Source organism: Citrobacter sp. S55_ASV_140, assembly GCF_018919505.1.
In the GTDB taxonomy this organism is placed as follows: Bacteria; Pseudomonadota; Gammaproteobacteria; order Enterobacterales; family Enterobacteriaceae; genus Citrobacter; species Citrobacter werkmanii.
Genome location: NZ_JAHLQZ010000041.1, coordinates 1 through 13,954 on the forward strand (window position 1 = coordinate 1; position 13,954 = coordinate 13,954).

The following is a 13,954-nucleotide window of genomic DNA, read 5'->3' on the forward strand; positions in this document are numbered from 1 at the left end:
GGTGCATCCGGGAGGATTCGAACCTCCGACCGCTCGGTTCGTAGCCGAGTACTCTATCCAGCTGAGCTACGGATGCAAATGGCGGTGAGGCGGGGATTCGAACCCCGGATGCAGCTTTTGACCGCATACTCCCTTAGCAGGGGAGCGCCTTCAGCCTCTCGGCCACCTCACCAACACGCCTCTTACGAGTGCTTCGAAGAACTTGTTTCTGCTCATCGTCGCTGCGTGGCGCACATATTACTTTCTGGGACTTATAAGTCAAACAATTTTTCCAGAGCTTTTATCGTTTGCACATTTCACGCGCAATTAGTCTGCAAAAACGGCAAAAAGAGTGTTTTATCAACAGATAAATTGGCAGTTTCCGCAGACAATGAACAAACAGAAAATTCGCCGGGAACGACAATGTGCGTATGGGAAAAGAGAAAATGGGGGGAGTGAAGCAGAAAAGCGAAGAAAGAGGACAACTCAATCAGGTTGCGCCTCACCAGAATGGTGAGACGCGAAAACCTTAATAACTGGACTGCTGGGATTTTTCAGCCTGGATACGCTGGTAGATCTCTTCACGATGGACAGAAACTTCTTTCGGGGCGTTTACGCCAATGCGTACCTGGTTGCCCTTCACCCCTAAAACTGTCACGGTGACCTCATCGCCTATCATGAGGGTCTCACCAACTCGACGAGTCAGAATCAGCATTCTTTGCTCCTTGAAAGATTAAAAGAGTCGGGTCTCTCTGTATCCCGGCATTATCCATCATATAACGCCAAAAAGTAAGCGATGACAAACACCTAAGTGTAAGCAGTCACGGCATCACATTCTGTTAAACCTAAGTTTAGCCGATATACACAACTTCAACCTGACTTTATCGTTGTCGATAGCGTTGATGCAAACGCTGCGGATTGAAGCCCGCAGCGTCGACTTACGCTTATAATTATTACAGTTTTGCGCTGACCCAGCCTTTCACACTGGCTAACGCTGCAGGCAGAGCCGCTGCATCCGTACCACCGGCTTGCGCCATGTCCGGACGACCACCACCCTTACCGCCTACCTGCTGAGCGACCATACCAACCAGTTCCCCTGCTTTCACTCGGTCTGTCACATCCTTAGACACACCAGCAATCAGAGAAACCTTACCTTCAACTACCGTTGCCAGAACGATAACAGTAGACCCCAGTTGATTTTTCAGATCATCAACCATGGTACGCAACATTTTCGGCTCAACGTCCGCAAGTTCACTGACCAGCAGCTTCACGCCGTTGATATCAACCGCTTTGCTGGAGAGATTTGCACTCTCCTGCGCCGCAGCCTGTTCCTTCAATTGCTGCAATTCTTTTTCGAGTTGACGCGTACGTTCCAGTACAGAACGCACTTTATCACCGATATTCTGGCTATCGCCTTTCAGCAGCTGCGCGATATCGCTTAAGCGGTCGCTCTCAGCATGCACGGTTTGGATAGCGCCTTCACCGGTTACGGCTTCGATACGACGAACGCCCGCCGCCGTGCCTGACTCAGACACAATGCGGAACAGACCGATATCCCCCGTACGGCTGGCATGAGTACCGCCACACAGTTCGGTGGAGAAATCGCCCATACTCAGAACGCGCACGTGGTCATCATATTTCTCGCCAAACAGCGCCATTGCGCCTTTGGCTTTCGCCGCTTCCAGATCCATGATGTTCGTTTCAATCGGCAGGTTGCGACGAATTTGCGCATTCACCAGATCTTCAACGGCACGGATTTCAGCAGGCTTCATGGCTTCGGTATGAGAGAAGTCGAAACGCAGCACTTTATCGTTAACCAGCGAGCCTTTCTGTGCCACATGCGTGCCCAATACCTGGCGCAGCGCCGCGTGCATCAGGTGCGTTGCGGAGTGATTCAAGCGGATACGCGCACGACGCGCTTCATCCACATCAGCCTGTACTGCATCGCCTATTTTCAGAGAACCCGCAGACAGTTTGCCGATATGACCAATCGCCTGGCCATATTTTTGCGTGTCACTCACGGCAAACGCAAAGCCCGCACCTTTCAGTTCGCCCTTGTCGCCAACCTGACCACCAGATTCCGCATAGAACGGCGTCTGATCCAGTACAACAACAGCGTCCTGACCGGCGTTAATGGCGTCTACCGCTTTACCATCGACAAACAGCGCAGTCACTTTGCCGTTCAGCTCAAGATGCTCATACCCTTTAAATTCTGAAGCGCCATCAACGCGAATCATCGCATTGTAGTCTGCGCCAAAACCGCTGGCTTCACGCGCACGACGGCGCTGTTCTTCCATTGCGGCTTCAAAGCCCGCCTCGTCAACCTTGATGTTGCGCTCGCGGCAAACGTCTGCCGTCAGGTCAACCGGGAAGCCGTATGTGTCATACAGACGGAAGGCGGTTTCGCCATCCAGCGTATCACCCGTCAGTTTTGCCAGCTCTTCGTCCAGCAGTGCCAGACCACGTTCCAGCGTACGAGCGAACTGTTCTTCTTCGGTTTTCAGAACCTGTTCAACCATTGCCTGTTGACGCTTCAGCTCTTCACCTGCAGACCCCATGACTTCCACCAACGGACCAACCAGCTTGTAGAAGAAGGTATCCTTCGCGCCCAGCATGTTGCCATGACGTACCGCGCGGCGAATGATACGGCGCAGCACATAGCCACGGTTTTCATTCGACGGGACAACGCCATCGGCAATCAGGAATGCACAAGAACGGATATGGTCGGCGATAACGCGCAGCGACTTGTTGCTCAGATCGGTCGCACCAGTAACTTTCGCGACGGATTCAATCAGTGAGCGGAACAGGTCAATTTCATAGTTGGAGTTAACGTGTTGCAGCACGGCCGCAATACGCTCCAGCCCCATACCGGTATCCACGGACGGCTTCGGCAGCGGTTCCATGGTGCCGTCAGCCTGACGGTTGAACTGCATGAAGACGATGTTCCAGATCTCAATGTAGCGATCGCCATCTTCTTCTGCGCTTCCCGGAGGGCCGCCCCAAATGTGGTCGCCGTGGTCGTAGAAAATTTCGGTGCACGGACCGCAAGGACCGGTATCACCCATTTGCCAGAAGTTGTCGGAAGCATAGGCCGCGCCTTTGTTATCACCAATGCGGATGATACGCTCGCGCGGAATACCAACTTCTTTTTCCCAAATTTCATAGGCTTCATCGTCAGTTTCATAGACGGTGACCCACAGACGTTCTTTTGGCAGGGCAAACCAGTTTTCACCGGTCAGCAGTTCCCATGCGAATTGAATGGCGTCGTGTTTGAAATAATCGCCGAAGCTGAAGTTGCCCAGCATTTCGAAGAAGGTATGGTGACGTGCAGTGTAACCGACGTTTTCCAGGTCGTTGTGCTTACCGCCCGCACGTACACAACGCTGCGAGGTGGTTGCGCGGGAATAATTACGCTTGTCGAGGCCAAGGAAAACATCCTTGAACTGGTTCATCCCGGCGTTGGTAAACAACAAAGTAGGGTCATTGTTTGGTACCAGGGAGCTGCTGGCAACTACCTGATGTCCTTTACTATGGAAAAAATCGAGAAACGCCTGACGGATCTCAGCGGTGCTCTTGCTCATAATTATCCTGAAGAAATCAAGCTAACGAAATGTCATTACCAGCATCGGCAGCAAACTGCGCCTCTGGCAATCGAAAAGTGGGAATAAGATAAGTTTTCTTTACTGGGAAGTAAAATCCCGTATGCGCTCAATCGTCAAAATTTCGCCATATTGCCTGAATATCTTCCATCAGATAGCCACGATAGAGCAAAAAACGCTGGACCTTTACCTTATCTGAAAAATCGACTGGTAAAGGTTCACCGTATTTCCTGATTGCCTGCTCGCGCGCAAGCACTGCCCAGTCAATTTCACACTCACGCATGGCGCGCTCAATAGCCTCACGCGAGATTCCTTTCTGGCTGAGTTCCTGCCGCACTCGCGCAGGCCCATAACCTTTGCGGCTACGGCTGGCAATAAACTGCTGAACGAAGCGGTCATCATCCAGATAATGACTTTCAATGCACCAGGCAATGACCTTGTCGTAATCTTCCGGGGAAGCATCAATGTCTTCCGGCCCTTGTTTGCCCATCACCGGCGCGGCCAGCTTCCGCCGTAGTTCCTGCTCGCTGTGATCGCGCATTGCCAGAATACGCACGGCGCGGTCAAGCAGTCGGGAATAAGCGGATCGGCGGGAAGTTGCATCTGTCATAGTGAACCTTCAGAAATGCAAAAGGGCTGCATGATATGCAGCCCTTTACTGTATGCGATGTAAAACAGATTATCAGAAATCTTCGTTCGTTTCTGCTACGTCTGCACCACCGTCATCAACGGAGAAATCTGGCGTTGAATCCTGGTTATTGAGCAGTAACTCGCGCAATTTCTTCTCAATCTCTTTTGCGGTTGCCGGGTTTTCTTTCAGCCAGTTGGTCGCATTCGCTTTACCCTGACCGATTTTCTCACCGTTATAGCTGTACCATGCACCGGCTTTTTCAATCAGCTTCTCTTTCACGCCCAGGTCAACCAGTTCACCATAGAAGTTGATACCTTCACCGTACAGAATCTGGAATTCAGCCTGTTTAAACGGCGCGGCGATTTTGTTTTTCACGACCTTAACGCGGGTTTCGCTACCAACCACGTTGTCGCCCTCTTTCACTGCGCCAATACGGCGAATGTCCAGGCGCACGGAGGCATAGAATTTCAGCGCGTTACCACCGGTAGTGGTTTCCGGGTTACCGAACATAACGCCAATTTTCATACGGATCTGGTTGATGAAAATCAGCAGCGTGTTGGACTGCTTCAGGTTACCGGCCAGCTTACGCATCGCCTGGCTCATCATACGCGCCGCAAGACCCATGTGAGAGTCGCCAATCTCGCCTTCGATTTCCGCTTTCGGCGTCAGCGCCGCCACGGAGTCGACAACGATAACGTCAACCGCACCGGAACGCGCCAGCGCATCACAGATTTCCAGCGCTTGTTCACCGGTATCCGGCTGGGAACACAGCAGGTTGTCGATATCAACGCCAAGCTTACGGGCATAGACGGGATCCAGCGCGTGTTCCGCATCAATGAACGCACAGGTTTTACCTTCGCGCTGAGCGGCGGCAATAACCTGCAGCGTCAGCGTCGTTTTACCGGAAGATTCAGGCCCGTAGATTTCGACGATACGGCCCATTGGCAAACCGCCCGCGCCTAATGCGATGTCCAGAGAAAGCGAACCGGTGGAGATGGTTTCCACATCCATGGAACGGTCTTCACCCAGGCGCATGATGGAGCCTTTACCGAATTGCTTTTCGATCTGACCCAGCGCTGCCGCCAACGCTTTCTGTTTGTTTTCGTCGATAGCCATTAATTACTCCTGTCATGCCGCTTTCGGGGTAAACCGCGAAACGTGAAAGATAATGTTCTGTTGAGGCAATTATACTGTATGCTCATACAGTATCAAGTATTTTGTAGAAATTGTTGCCACAGGGTTTGTAACGCATAGGCAGTCGCCTGCCGACGTACCGCATCGCGATCGCCGCTGAAACATTCCCGGCGGGTAATCCCCTCACCGCTTGCGCTGGCAAAGGCAAACCATACCGTACCCACAGGCTTTTCCTCACTGCCGCCATCCGGCCCCGCAATACCGCTGATCGAGACCGCGAAATGCGCGCGGGCCGCTTTTAGCGCGCCAATCGCCATTTCCACGACGACAGGCTCACTCACCGCGCCATGCTGGGCCAGCGTCTCTTCGCGCACGCCAATCATCTGCGCTTTGGCTTCATTGCTGTAGGTCACGAACCCGCGTTCAAACCAGGCGGAACTGCCGGCAATATCCGTAATGGCTTTGGCCACCCAACCGCCGGTGCAGGATTCCGCCGTCGTAACGGTCGCCCCGCGCGCTTTCAGCGCCAGGCCAACCTGCTCGCTTAACTGCATCAGTTCACTGTCGGTCATTTCAGCCTCTGTCAGTTAAAAAAATATGCCGCACAAGATAGCACTTTCACAACCAATGTGGGGATGGGGAGAACGTTTTACGAGGGGGATTCCAAAAATTGATCCGTTGCAAAATAAGACCCGCCGGATGGCGATGTCAGAGCATCTTATCCGGCCTACAAGCAATATCTTATCTGTAGGCCGGTTGGAGCGATTACTGTACGCGCGCCAGCGCTACCGCCTGACCCAATTGCCACACCGCCATCGCGTAGTGGGTACTGTGGTTGTAGCGGGTGATGGTGTAGAAGTTTGGCAGCCCGTACCAGTACTGATAACCGGTGCCAATATCCAGGCGCAGCAGGCTGGCCTGCTGATGATTCCCCAACGACTGCTGCGGCGTCAGCCCCGCGGCGGCAAGCTGTGAAATGCTGTACTGGGTTTTAAAGCCGTTCGCCAGCCCAGGCGCCTGACCATTCGCCGGCACCGCGACCGTATCGCCTTTCACCCAGCCGTGGCCTTTGAAGTAGTTCGCCACGCTACCGATGGCGTCAACCGGATCCCACAGATTAATGTGCCCATCGCCATTGAAATCGACCGCATATTCTTTATAGGAAGACGGCATAAACTGGCCGTAGCCCATCGCACCGGCGAAGGAACCTTTCAAATCGAGCGGATCATCACTTTCATCTCGCGCCATCAACAGGAAAGTTTCCAGTTCGCCAGAGAAGTATTCCGCACGACGAGGATAATTAAAGGACAGCGTCGCCAGCGCATCCAGAATTCGCGTTTTGCCCATCACGCGGCCCCAGCGCGTCTCTACGCCAATAATACCGACGATGATTTCCGGTGGTACGCCGTAGACCTGCCACGCACGGTTCAGGGCATCTTCATATTGATTCCAGAAGGCCACGCCGTTTTGCACGTTGTCCGGCGTGATGAACTGCTTGCGATAACGCAGCCACGCGCCGTTAGGTCCGGCTGGAGGTTGAGTCGTCGGCGCCTGACGGTCCATCAAACGCAATACCGAGTCCAGCCGCTTGGCCTGCGACAGGATCTCCTGCAACTGCTGGCGGTCAAAGCCATGCTTGTTCACCATCTTCTCGATGAACTGTTGCGCGTTCGGGTTATTGGCAAAATCGCCGCCCGTTAGCATGACATTGTGCTGTGGCTCAAGCAGGAAACCGCCGGATGGCGTACCCGTAGTCGTTTGAGTCTCTGAAGGTTTAGGTTTGCTGCTACAGGCAGCAAGCAATACGAAAAGGGGAAGTAACGCTACATAACGACGCTTGAACATGAGACATCCATTAAACAAATTCAGCCTGGGAGAAGTATGGTAAAGCATCCTCAGCCATACAAGGAAGCAGTAGTCGCTCTGCTTCACAGAATTTCCCCCCTCTTGCACTTCCGACCGTCATATTTGCGAGCGCTTACGCAACAACTTTCAAAATAAAATATTTACCTTTCATTTTGAGATCAAAATAACACTTTTAAATCTTTCGATCTGATTAAAATTAGTTTCCGTTTGGCAAGATAACTAAAAAACCCTACAGGAGAGAATAATGATCGACACCATCACACTCGGTGCTGAGTGGTTTATCGGGCTGTTCCAGAAAGGCGGAGAGGTGTTTACCGGCATGGTGACCGGTATTCTTCCCCTGCTGATTAGCCTGCTGGTCATCATGAATGCGCTGATTAACTTTATCGGCCAGCAGCGTATTGAACGTTTTGCTCAGCGCTGTGCCGGAAACCCACTGTCCCGCTATCTGCTGCTGCCGTGCATCGGCACATTTGTGTTTTGTAATCCGATGACACTAAGCCTGGGCCGCTTTATGCCAGAAAAGTACAAGCCCAGCTACTACGCTGCGGCCTCTTATAGCTGCCATTCCATGAATGGCTTATTCCCGCACATCAACCCCGGCGAGCTGTTTGTCTATCTCGGTATCGCCAGCGGCCTGACGACGCTGGGCCTACCGCTTGGCCCGCTGGCGGTGAGCTATTTGCTGGTCGGTCTGGTCACCAACTTCTTCCGCGGCTGGGTAACCGATTTCACCACCGCCATTTTCGAGAAAAAAATGGGCATTCAACTTGAGCAGAAAGTTCATCTGGCGGGAGCAACATCATGACGCGTATTCGTATTGAAAAAGGCACCGGCGGCTGGGGCGGCCCGCTTGAACTGGATGCCGTACCGGGCAAGAAAATTGTCTATATCACTGCCGGGACTCGCCCTGCGATTGTCGACACGCTGGCGAATCTGACTGGCTGGCAGGCCGTTGATGGTTTCAAAGAGGGCGAACCGCCGGAGAGTGAAATTGGCGTGGCGATCATCGACTGCGGCGGCACGCTGCGCTGTGGGATCTATCCCAAACGTCGCATACCCACGGTAAATATTCACGCCACGGGGAAATCCGGTCCACTGGCCCAGTACATTGTCGAAGATATCTATGTCTCTGGCGTAAAAGAAGAAAACATTACCGTTGTCGGTGAAGCATCCATTGCGCCGCAACCTGCAAGCAGCACGATTGGTCGCGATTACGACACCAGTAAAAAGATTACTGAACAAAGCGATGGTCTGTTGGCAAAAGTCGGGATGGGCATGGGGTCAGCCGTTGCTGTCCTGTTCCAGGCCGGTCGCGACACTATTGATACCGTTCTGAAAACCATTCTGCCATTTATGGCGTTCGTCTCGGCGCTGATCGGCATCATCATGGCTTCTGGTCTGGGAGACTGGATAGCCCATGGACTCGCACCGCTCGCCAGCCACCCGCTGGGACTGGTGACGCTGGCGCTGATTTGCTCTTTCCCGCTGCTGTCGCCTTTCCTCGGCCCTGGTGCGGTCATCGCCCAGGTTATCGGGGTGCTGATCGGCGTACAGATTGGCCTGGGGAACATCCCTCCCCATCTGGCGCTACCGGCCTTGTTTGCCATTAATGCGCAAGCCGCATGCGACTTTATTCCCGTGGGGTTATCGCTGGCCGAAGCGCGTCAGGACACGGTCCGCGTCGGCGTGCCATCCGTCCTGGTAAGCCGCTTCCTGACCGGCGCGCCTACCGTTCTCATCGCCTGGTTTGTATCCGGCTTTATTTACCAATAAGAGGCACTCAAAAATGACCGTGATTTATCAAACCACCATCACCCGCATCGGCCAAAGCGCCCCGGACGCACTTTGCGACCAGATGTTAATTACCTTTCGTGAAGGCGCGCCAGCGGATATTGAAGAGTTTTGCTTCATCCATTGCCACGGCGATCTGAACGGTTCTTTGCACGCCGGGATCCAGTTTGAACTGGGCCAGCATCACTACCCGGTCACCGCCGTTGGCAGCGTGGCGGAACAAAACTTACGTGAACTGGGGCATATCACCCTACGTTTTGACGGACTCAGCGAAGCGGAATTCCCTGGCACCGTACATGTGGCGGGCCCTGTACCGGACGATATCGCGCCGGGCTGTATTTTGAAGTTTGTTGCTTAAGATTGAAGGAGAAAAAGATGAATCAGGTTGCCGTTGTCATTGGTGGAGGCCAGACCCTGGGAGCGTTCCTTTGCCGTGGGCTTGCGACAGAAGGATACCGCGTCGCGGTGGTGGATATTCAAAGCGATAAAGCCGCCAACGTCGCGCAGGAGATTAACGCCGAGTTTGGCGCAGGCACAGCGTACGGTTTTGGCGCTGATGCCACCAGCGAACAGAGCGTGCTGGCACTGTCACGCGGAGTGGATGAAATATTTGGTCGCGTCGACCTGCTGGTTTACAGCGCGGGTATCGCTAAAGCCGCGTTTATCAGCGACTTTCAGCTTGGGGATTTCGACCGCTCGCTGCAGGTGAATCTGGTCGGTTACTTCCTCTGCGCCCGTGAATTCTCGCGCCTGATGATCCGCGATGGCGTTCAGGGACGCATTATCCAGATCAACTCCAAATCAGGGAAAGTAGGCAGTAAACACAATTCGGGCTACAGCGCGGCAAAATTTGGCGGCGTGGGTTTAACCCAGTCGCTGGCGCTGGATCTGGCGGAATACGGGATTACCGTCCATTCGCTGATGCTCGGCAACCTGTTGAAATCACCGATGTTCCAGTCATTATTACCGCAGTACGCTACCAAACTGGGCCTTAAGCCGGATGAAGTAGAGCAGTATTACATTGATAAGGTTCCGCTCAAACGCGGCTGCGATTATCAGGACGTGCTGAACATGCTGCTGTTTTATGCCAGTTCGAAAGCCTCTTACTGCACTGGACAATCGATTAACGTCACCGGCGGTCAGGTGATGTTCTAAGAGGTATGACTGCCCGGTGGCGCTGTGCTTACCGGGCCTACGAATATTATGTAGGCCGGATTAGGCGCAGCCGTCATCCGGCAAAATCAAAGGAGCGCATTATGGTTTCCGCACTGATTACCGTCGCCGCCATCGCCTGGTGCCTGCAACTGGCGCTTGGTGGCTGGCAAATATCCCGCTTTAACCGCGCGTTCGATAAACTTTGTCAGCGGGGTCGGGTGGGCGTGGGGCGTTCCGGCGGACGGTTTAAACCGCGCGTGGTCGTCGCCATCGCGCTTGATGAGCAACAGCGGGTTACCGATACGTTATTTATGAAAGGTCTTACCGTATTCGCCAGACCCGGCAAAATTGCCACCATAATGGGCAAACATCTTGATGATTTACAGCCTGATGTGATCTTTCCCCATGATCCGTTAGCGCAGAATGCACTATCATTGGCGCTTAAACTGAAACATGGGTAATTTCGTTGTGAATGCTAATAGCTTGCGAAATTATCATTTTGCAACCTAAATAAGTCAGGGTAATCACGCCTATGAAACCTCGTCAGCGTCAGGCTGCCATACTGGAGCACCTGCAAAAGCAGGGAAAATGCTCGGTTGAAGAACTGGCCCACTACTTTGACACGACCGGCACAACCATTCGCAAAGACCTGGTCATTCTGGAAAATGCTGGAACCGTCATTCGTACCTATGGCGGCGTAGTGTTGAACAAAGATGAATCTGACCCGCCCATCGATCACAAAACCCTAATTAACACGCATAAAAAAGAGCAGATCGCTGAAGCCGCCGTCCGTTATATCCATGATGGCGACTCCATCATTCTGGATGCGGGCAGCACCGTATTGCAGATGGTGCCGATGCTTACCCGCTTTAGCAACATCACCGTCATGACCAACAGTCTGCACATTGTTAATGCCCTTTCGGAGCTGGACAACGAGCAAACCATCCTGATGCCTGGCGGGACCTTTCGCAAAAAATCTGCGTCATTTCACGGTCAGTTGGCAGAAAACGCCTTTGAGCAATTCAGCTTTGATAAACTCTTCATGGGGACCGACGGTATTGACCTCAATGCCGGCGTGACCACCTTTAATGAGGTCTTTAGCGTCAGTAAAGCGATGTGCAATGCCGCTCGCGAAGTGATTCTGATGGCTGACTCCTCAAAATTTGGGCGTAAAAGCCCTAATGTTGTGTGCAGTCTGGAAAGCGTTGACAAGCTGATTACCGATGCAGGTATAGACCCTGCATTTCGTCAGGCGCTGGAAGCAAAAGGGATTGAAGTAATCATAACCGGAGAAACCAATGAGTGATGCACTACTGAACGCGGGCCGTCAGACGTTAATGCTGGAACTGCAGGAAGCCAGTCGACTGCCGGAGCGACTGGGCGATGATTTTGTCCGCGCCGCCAATACTATCATCCACTGTGAAGGCAAAGTCATTGTCTCCGGGATTGGCAAATCAGGCCATATTGGCAAAAAAATTGCTGCGACCCTCGCCAGTACCGGCACCCCTGCCTTTTTTGTGCATCCGGCGGAAGCGCTGCATGGCGACTTAGGCATGATTGAAAGCCGCGACGTGATGCTGTTTATCTCTTACTCCGGCGGCGCGAAAGAGCTGGATCTCATCATTCCGCGCCTGGAAGACAAATCCGTCGCCCTGCTGGCCATGACCGGAAAACCAACCTCGCCGCTGGGCCTGGCGGCCAAAGCCGTGCTGGATATTTCTGTTGAACGTGAAGCCTGCCCAATGCGCCTGGCGCCGACCTCCAGCACCGTCAACACGCTGATGATGGGCGACGCGCTGGCAATCGCCGTGATGCAGGCGCGCGGCTTTAACGAAGAAGATTTTGCCCGCTCGCATCCGGCCGGCGCGCTGGGCGCTCGTCTGTTAAATAAAGTGCATCACCTGATGCGCCGTGACGATGCCATTCCGCAGGTAACGCTGACCACCAGCGTCATGGACGCGATGCTGGAACTCAGCCGCACGGGTCTTGGTCTGGTGGCTGTCTGTGATGAGGCGTCACTGGTGAAAGGCGTCTTCACTGACGGCGACCTGCGCCGCTGGCTGGTTGGCGGCGGCGCGCTCACCACGCAGGTTAGCGAAGCAATGACCCATAATGGCATTACGCTGCAGGCACAGAGCCGCGCGATTGACGCCAAAGAGATCCTGATGAAACGCAAAATCACTGCCGCACCGGTGGTAGATGAAAACGGGAAACTCACCGGCGCTATCAACCTGCAGGATTTCTATCAGGCCGGTATTATCTAATCCTTCAGCCCCAGGCGTTTCGCCAGCCGGTGCAGGTTGGCGACGTCTGTTTCCAGCGCCCGCGCGCTTGCCGCCCAATTGTGGTTATTTTGCGCCAAGGCCCGGCGGATCATCTCGCGCTGAAATGACTCCGTTGCCTCACGCAAATTGTGATGCTGCGGGATCTCTGCCACGACGTCCGGCTGCGGTACAGGGCTTTCATCCTGCAAGGCAAAATGCTGTGCCTCCAGCACCACCTCATCCCCTGCCCGGGTAGCCCTTGCCAGCACAACCGCCCGATGAATGGCATGTTCCAGCTCGCGCACGTTTCCGGGCCAGCCGTAACTCAGCAGATGATTACGCGCGCCGGGGCTTAACACAACGCGGGAAAGTCCCAGCCGCAGCCGACATTGCTCGCAAAAATAGCCTGCCAGCAGCACTACATCTTCGCCGCGCTCACGTAGTGGCGGCACGGAAAGGGGAAAAACGCTCAGACGATGAAACAGATCCGCGCGAAAATTCCCCGCCAGCACCTCTTCGCGTAAATCACGATTGGTCGCCGCCAGTACGCGCACGTCAACGCGCAGGCTGCGATCGTCCCCTACGCGCTGAATATCGCCATACTGCAATACGCGCAGCAGCTTGGCCTGCAACGCCAGCGAGAGTTCGCCAATCTCGTCGAGAAACAGCGTGCCGTTATCCGCCATTTCAAATTTACCGCTACGATTACTGATAGCCCCGGTAAAAGCCCCTTTTACGTGACCAAAAAGTTCACTTTCCGCCACGCTTTCGGGCAACGCCGCGCAGTTGAGATACACCAGCGGATTCACCGCACGCGGCGAACCTTCATGAATCGCTTTGGCTACCAACTCCTTCCCGGTCCCGGTTTCGCCGCTGATCAGTACGTTGAGATCGGACCCTGCCACAATCTCAATCTCTTTTTTCAACTGCATCATATTGGGCGACAGGCCAATCATCTGGGTTTCCGTCACCTGCTCGAAAGCCGTCGACGAACCCGGCAGCATATTCTGGCTTTCCAGTTGTTCAATCAGCAACGCATTACTCAGCGCCCCCGCAGCCAGAGCGGCAATTAGCCTAAGCTCTTCATCGCTGAAGACATCGAACTGATCGGGCTCCATGCCATCCAGCGTTAACGCACCAATCAGATTTTGTCCGGCAAACAGCGGCAACCCGATGCAGGCATGCACTTTCAGGCTCTCCTGACCCGGTATTAACCCGTCATAAGGATCGGGCAGATCGCTGTCGGCAGGAAAACGTACCACGTCCCCGGCGCGGGCAATCGCCTCCAGCCGCGGATGTCCCTCCAGCGTGAAGCGGCGGCCGAGGACATCCTGCGCCAGGCCATCGATAGCCAGCGGGATAAACTGTCGCGACTCGTAGCGCAGCAGTGCCGATGCGTCGCACTCCAGCACCTGGCGCAAGGTCGTGATCAGGCGCTGAAAACGGTCCTGATGACCGATACCGCTTTGTAATTCAATGGCGATACCCGCCAGCACATCTACTGAAAAGCTCATGGCAACCTCATTGTCATT

General features: G+C 53.9%; 14 protein-coding genes and 2 tRNA genes. 7 read left to right on the forward strand and 9 right to left on the reverse strand.

Annotated features, from left to right (window positions below; genetic code table 11):
• Positions 1-2: 2 nt before the first annotated feature.
• The 8 genes from KQJ18_RS09045 to mltB form a co-directional block, all read right to left on the reverse strand.
• Positions 3-76: transfer RNA gene (locus KQJ18_RS09045), tRNA-Arg, on the reverse strand.
• A 3-nt stretch (positions 77-79) separates the two neighbouring features.
• Positions 80-172 (reverse strand) — tRNA-Ser (locus KQJ18_RS09050).
• 336 nt (positions 173-508) lie between these two features.
• Complete coding sequence (gene csrA / locus KQJ18_RS09055) at positions 509-694, reverse strand: carbon storage regulator CsrA (protein ID WP_000906486.1); 186 nt, start codon at positions 692-694, stop codon at positions 509-511.
• Between the two features lie 238 nt (positions 695-932).
• Positions 933-3,560, reverse strand: a complete 2,628-nt coding sequence (gene alaS, locus KQJ18_RS09060) for an alanine--tRNA ligase (RefSeq protein WP_061382320.1) — start codon at positions 3,558-3,560, stop codon at positions 933-935.
• A gap of 127 nt (positions 3,561-3,687) precedes the next feature.
• Positions 3,688-4,188 carry a recombination regulator RecX gene (recX, locus tag KQJ18_RS09065; RefSeq protein ID WP_085048877.1) on the reverse strand — a complete coding sequence of 167 codons (501 nt, stop codon included), beginning with the start codon at positions 4,186-4,188 and terminating at the stop codon, positions 3,688-3,690.
• Positions 4,189-4,260: 72 nt separating this feature from the next.
• Positions 4,261-5,325, reverse strand: a complete 1,065-nt coding sequence (gene recA, locus KQJ18_RS09070; protein WP_042310549.1) for a recombinase RecA — start codon at positions 5,323-5,325, stop codon at positions 4,261-4,263.
• 92 nt (positions 5,326-5,417) lie between these two features.
• The gene (gene pncC / locus KQJ18_RS09075; RefSeq protein WP_003037333.1) at positions 5,418-5,915 is read right to left on the reverse strand and encodes a nicotinamide-nucleotide amidase; all 498 of its coding nucleotides are present in this window, start codon (positions 5,913-5,915) and stop codon (positions 5,418-5,420) included.
• Between the two features lie 193 nt (positions 5,916-6,108).
• Positions 6,109-7,188 (reverse strand): lytic murein transglycosylase B, encoded by a 1,080-nt coding sequence (gene mltB / locus KQJ18_RS09080; protein WP_038633043.1) that lies wholly within the window; start codon positions 7,186-7,188, stop codon positions 6,109-6,111.
• 265 nt (positions 7,189-7,453) lie between these two features.
• Here mltB and srlA point away from each other — a divergent pair, with 265 nt between their 5' ends.
• The 7 genes from srlA to gutQ all read left to right on the forward strand — a co-directional run bounded on the left by srlA (position 7,454) and on the right by gutQ (position 12,422).
• A complete protein-coding gene (srlA, locus tag KQJ18_RS09085) occupies positions 7,454-8,017 on the forward strand; it encodes a PTS glucitol/sorbitol transporter subunit IIC (RefSeq protein WP_003825953.1) in 564 nt (187 codons plus the stop codon).
• Positions 8,014-8,985, forward strand: a complete 972-nt coding sequence (locus KQJ18_RS09090) for a PTS glucitol/sorbitol transporter subunit IIB (protein ID WP_069324575.1) — start codon at positions 8,014-8,016, stop codon at positions 8,983-8,985. Before srlA ends, KQJ18_RS09090 begins: the two co-directional genes overlap by 4 nt.
• Positions 8,986-8,998: 13 nt before the next feature.
• A complete protein-coding gene (gene srlB / locus KQJ18_RS09095) occupies positions 8,999-9,361 on the forward strand; it encodes a PTS glucitol/sorbitol transporter subunit IIA (RefSeq protein ID WP_038633050.1) in 363 nt (120 codons plus the stop codon).
• 17 nt (positions 9,362-9,378) lie between these two features.
• A complete protein-coding gene (gene srlD, locus KQJ18_RS09100) occupies positions 9,379-10,158 on the forward strand; it encodes a sorbitol-6-phosphate dehydrogenase (protein WP_006687183.1) in 780 nt (259 codons plus the stop codon).
• Positions 10,159-10,259: 101 nt separating this feature from the next.
• Positions 10,260-10,619, forward strand: a complete 360-nt coding sequence (gene gutM, locus KQJ18_RS09105) for a transcriptional regulator GutM (RefSeq protein ID WP_038633053.1) — start codon at positions 10,260-10,262, stop codon at positions 10,617-10,619.
• A 71-nt stretch (positions 10,620-10,690) separates the two neighbouring features.
• Positions 10,691-11,464, forward strand: coding sequence for a DNA-binding transcriptional repressor (locus KQJ18_RS09110; protein ID WP_006687181.1), 774 nt, complete (start codon positions 10,691-10,693; stop codon positions 11,462-11,464).
• A complete protein-coding gene (gene gutQ / locus KQJ18_RS09115) occupies positions 11,457-12,422 on the forward strand; it encodes an arabinose-5-phosphate isomerase GutQ (protein WP_204525368.1) in 966 nt (321 codons plus the stop codon). The genes KQJ18_RS09110 and gutQ overlap by 8 nt, the downstream gene beginning before the upstream one ends.
• Here gutQ and norR read toward each other — a convergent pair.
• Positions 12,419-13,936, reverse strand: coding sequence for a nitric oxide reductase transcriptional regulator NorR (gene norR / locus KQJ18_RS09120; protein ID WP_085048872.1), 1,518 nt, complete (start codon positions 13,934-13,936; stop codon positions 12,419-12,421). The genes gutQ and norR overlap by 4 nt on opposite strands.
• Between the last annotated feature and the right edge of the window lie 18 nt (positions 13,937-13,954).

Bases quoted from the DNA above. Each gene is read 5' to 3' on its own strand.
- srlA (WP_003825953.1), top strand. From the start codon at position 7,454: ATGATCGACACCATCACACTCGGTGCTGAGTGGTTTATCGGGCTGTTC.
- mltB (WP_038633043.1), bottom strand. From the start codon at position 7,188: ATGTTCAAGCGTCGTTATGTAGCGTTACTTCCCCTTTTCGTATTGCTT.
- gutQ (WP_204525368.1), top strand. From the start codon at position 11,457: ATGAGTGATGCACTACTGAACGCGGGCCGTCAGACGTTAATGCTGGAA.
- KQJ18_RS09110 (WP_006687181.1), top strand. From the start codon at position 10,691: ATGAAACCTCGTCAGCGTCAGGCTGCCATACTGGAGCACCTGCAAAAG.
- pncC (WP_003037333.1), bottom strand. From the start codon at position 5,915: ATGACCGACAGTGAACTGATGCAGTTAAGCGAGCAGGTTGGCCTGGCG.
- gutM (WP_038633053.1), top strand. From the start codon at position 10,260: ATGGTTTCCGCACTGATTACCGTCGCCGCCATCGCCTGGTGCCTGCAA.
- norR (WP_085048872.1), bottom strand. From the start codon at position 13,936: ATGAGCTTTTCAGTAGATGTGCTGGCGGGTATCGCCATTGAATTACAA.
- alaS (WP_061382320.1), bottom strand. From the start codon at position 3,560: ATGAGCAAGAGCACCGCTGAGATCCGTCAGGCGTTTCTCGATTTTTTC.
- recX (WP_085048877.1), bottom strand. From the start codon at position 4,188: ATGACAGATGCAACTTCCCGCCGATCCGCTTATTCCCGACTGCTTGAC.
- csrA (WP_000906486.1), bottom strand. From the start codon at position 694: ATGCTGATTCTGACTCGTCGAGTTGGTGAGACCCTCATGATAGGCGAT.
- KQJ18_RS09090 (WP_069324575.1), top strand. From the start codon at position 8,014: ATGACGCGTATTCGTATTGAAAAAGGCACCGGCGGCTGGGGCGGCCCG.
- recA (WP_042310549.1), bottom strand. From the start codon at position 5,325: ATGGCTATCGACGAAAACAAACAGAAAGCGTTGGCGGCAGCGCTGGGT.
- srlD (WP_006687183.1), top strand. From the start codon at position 9,379: ATGAATCAGGTTGCCGTTGTCATTGGTGGAGGCCAGACCCTGGGAGCG.
- srlB (WP_038633050.1), top strand. From the start codon at position 8,999: ATGACCGTGATTTATCAAACCACCATCACCCGCATCGGCCAAAGCGCC.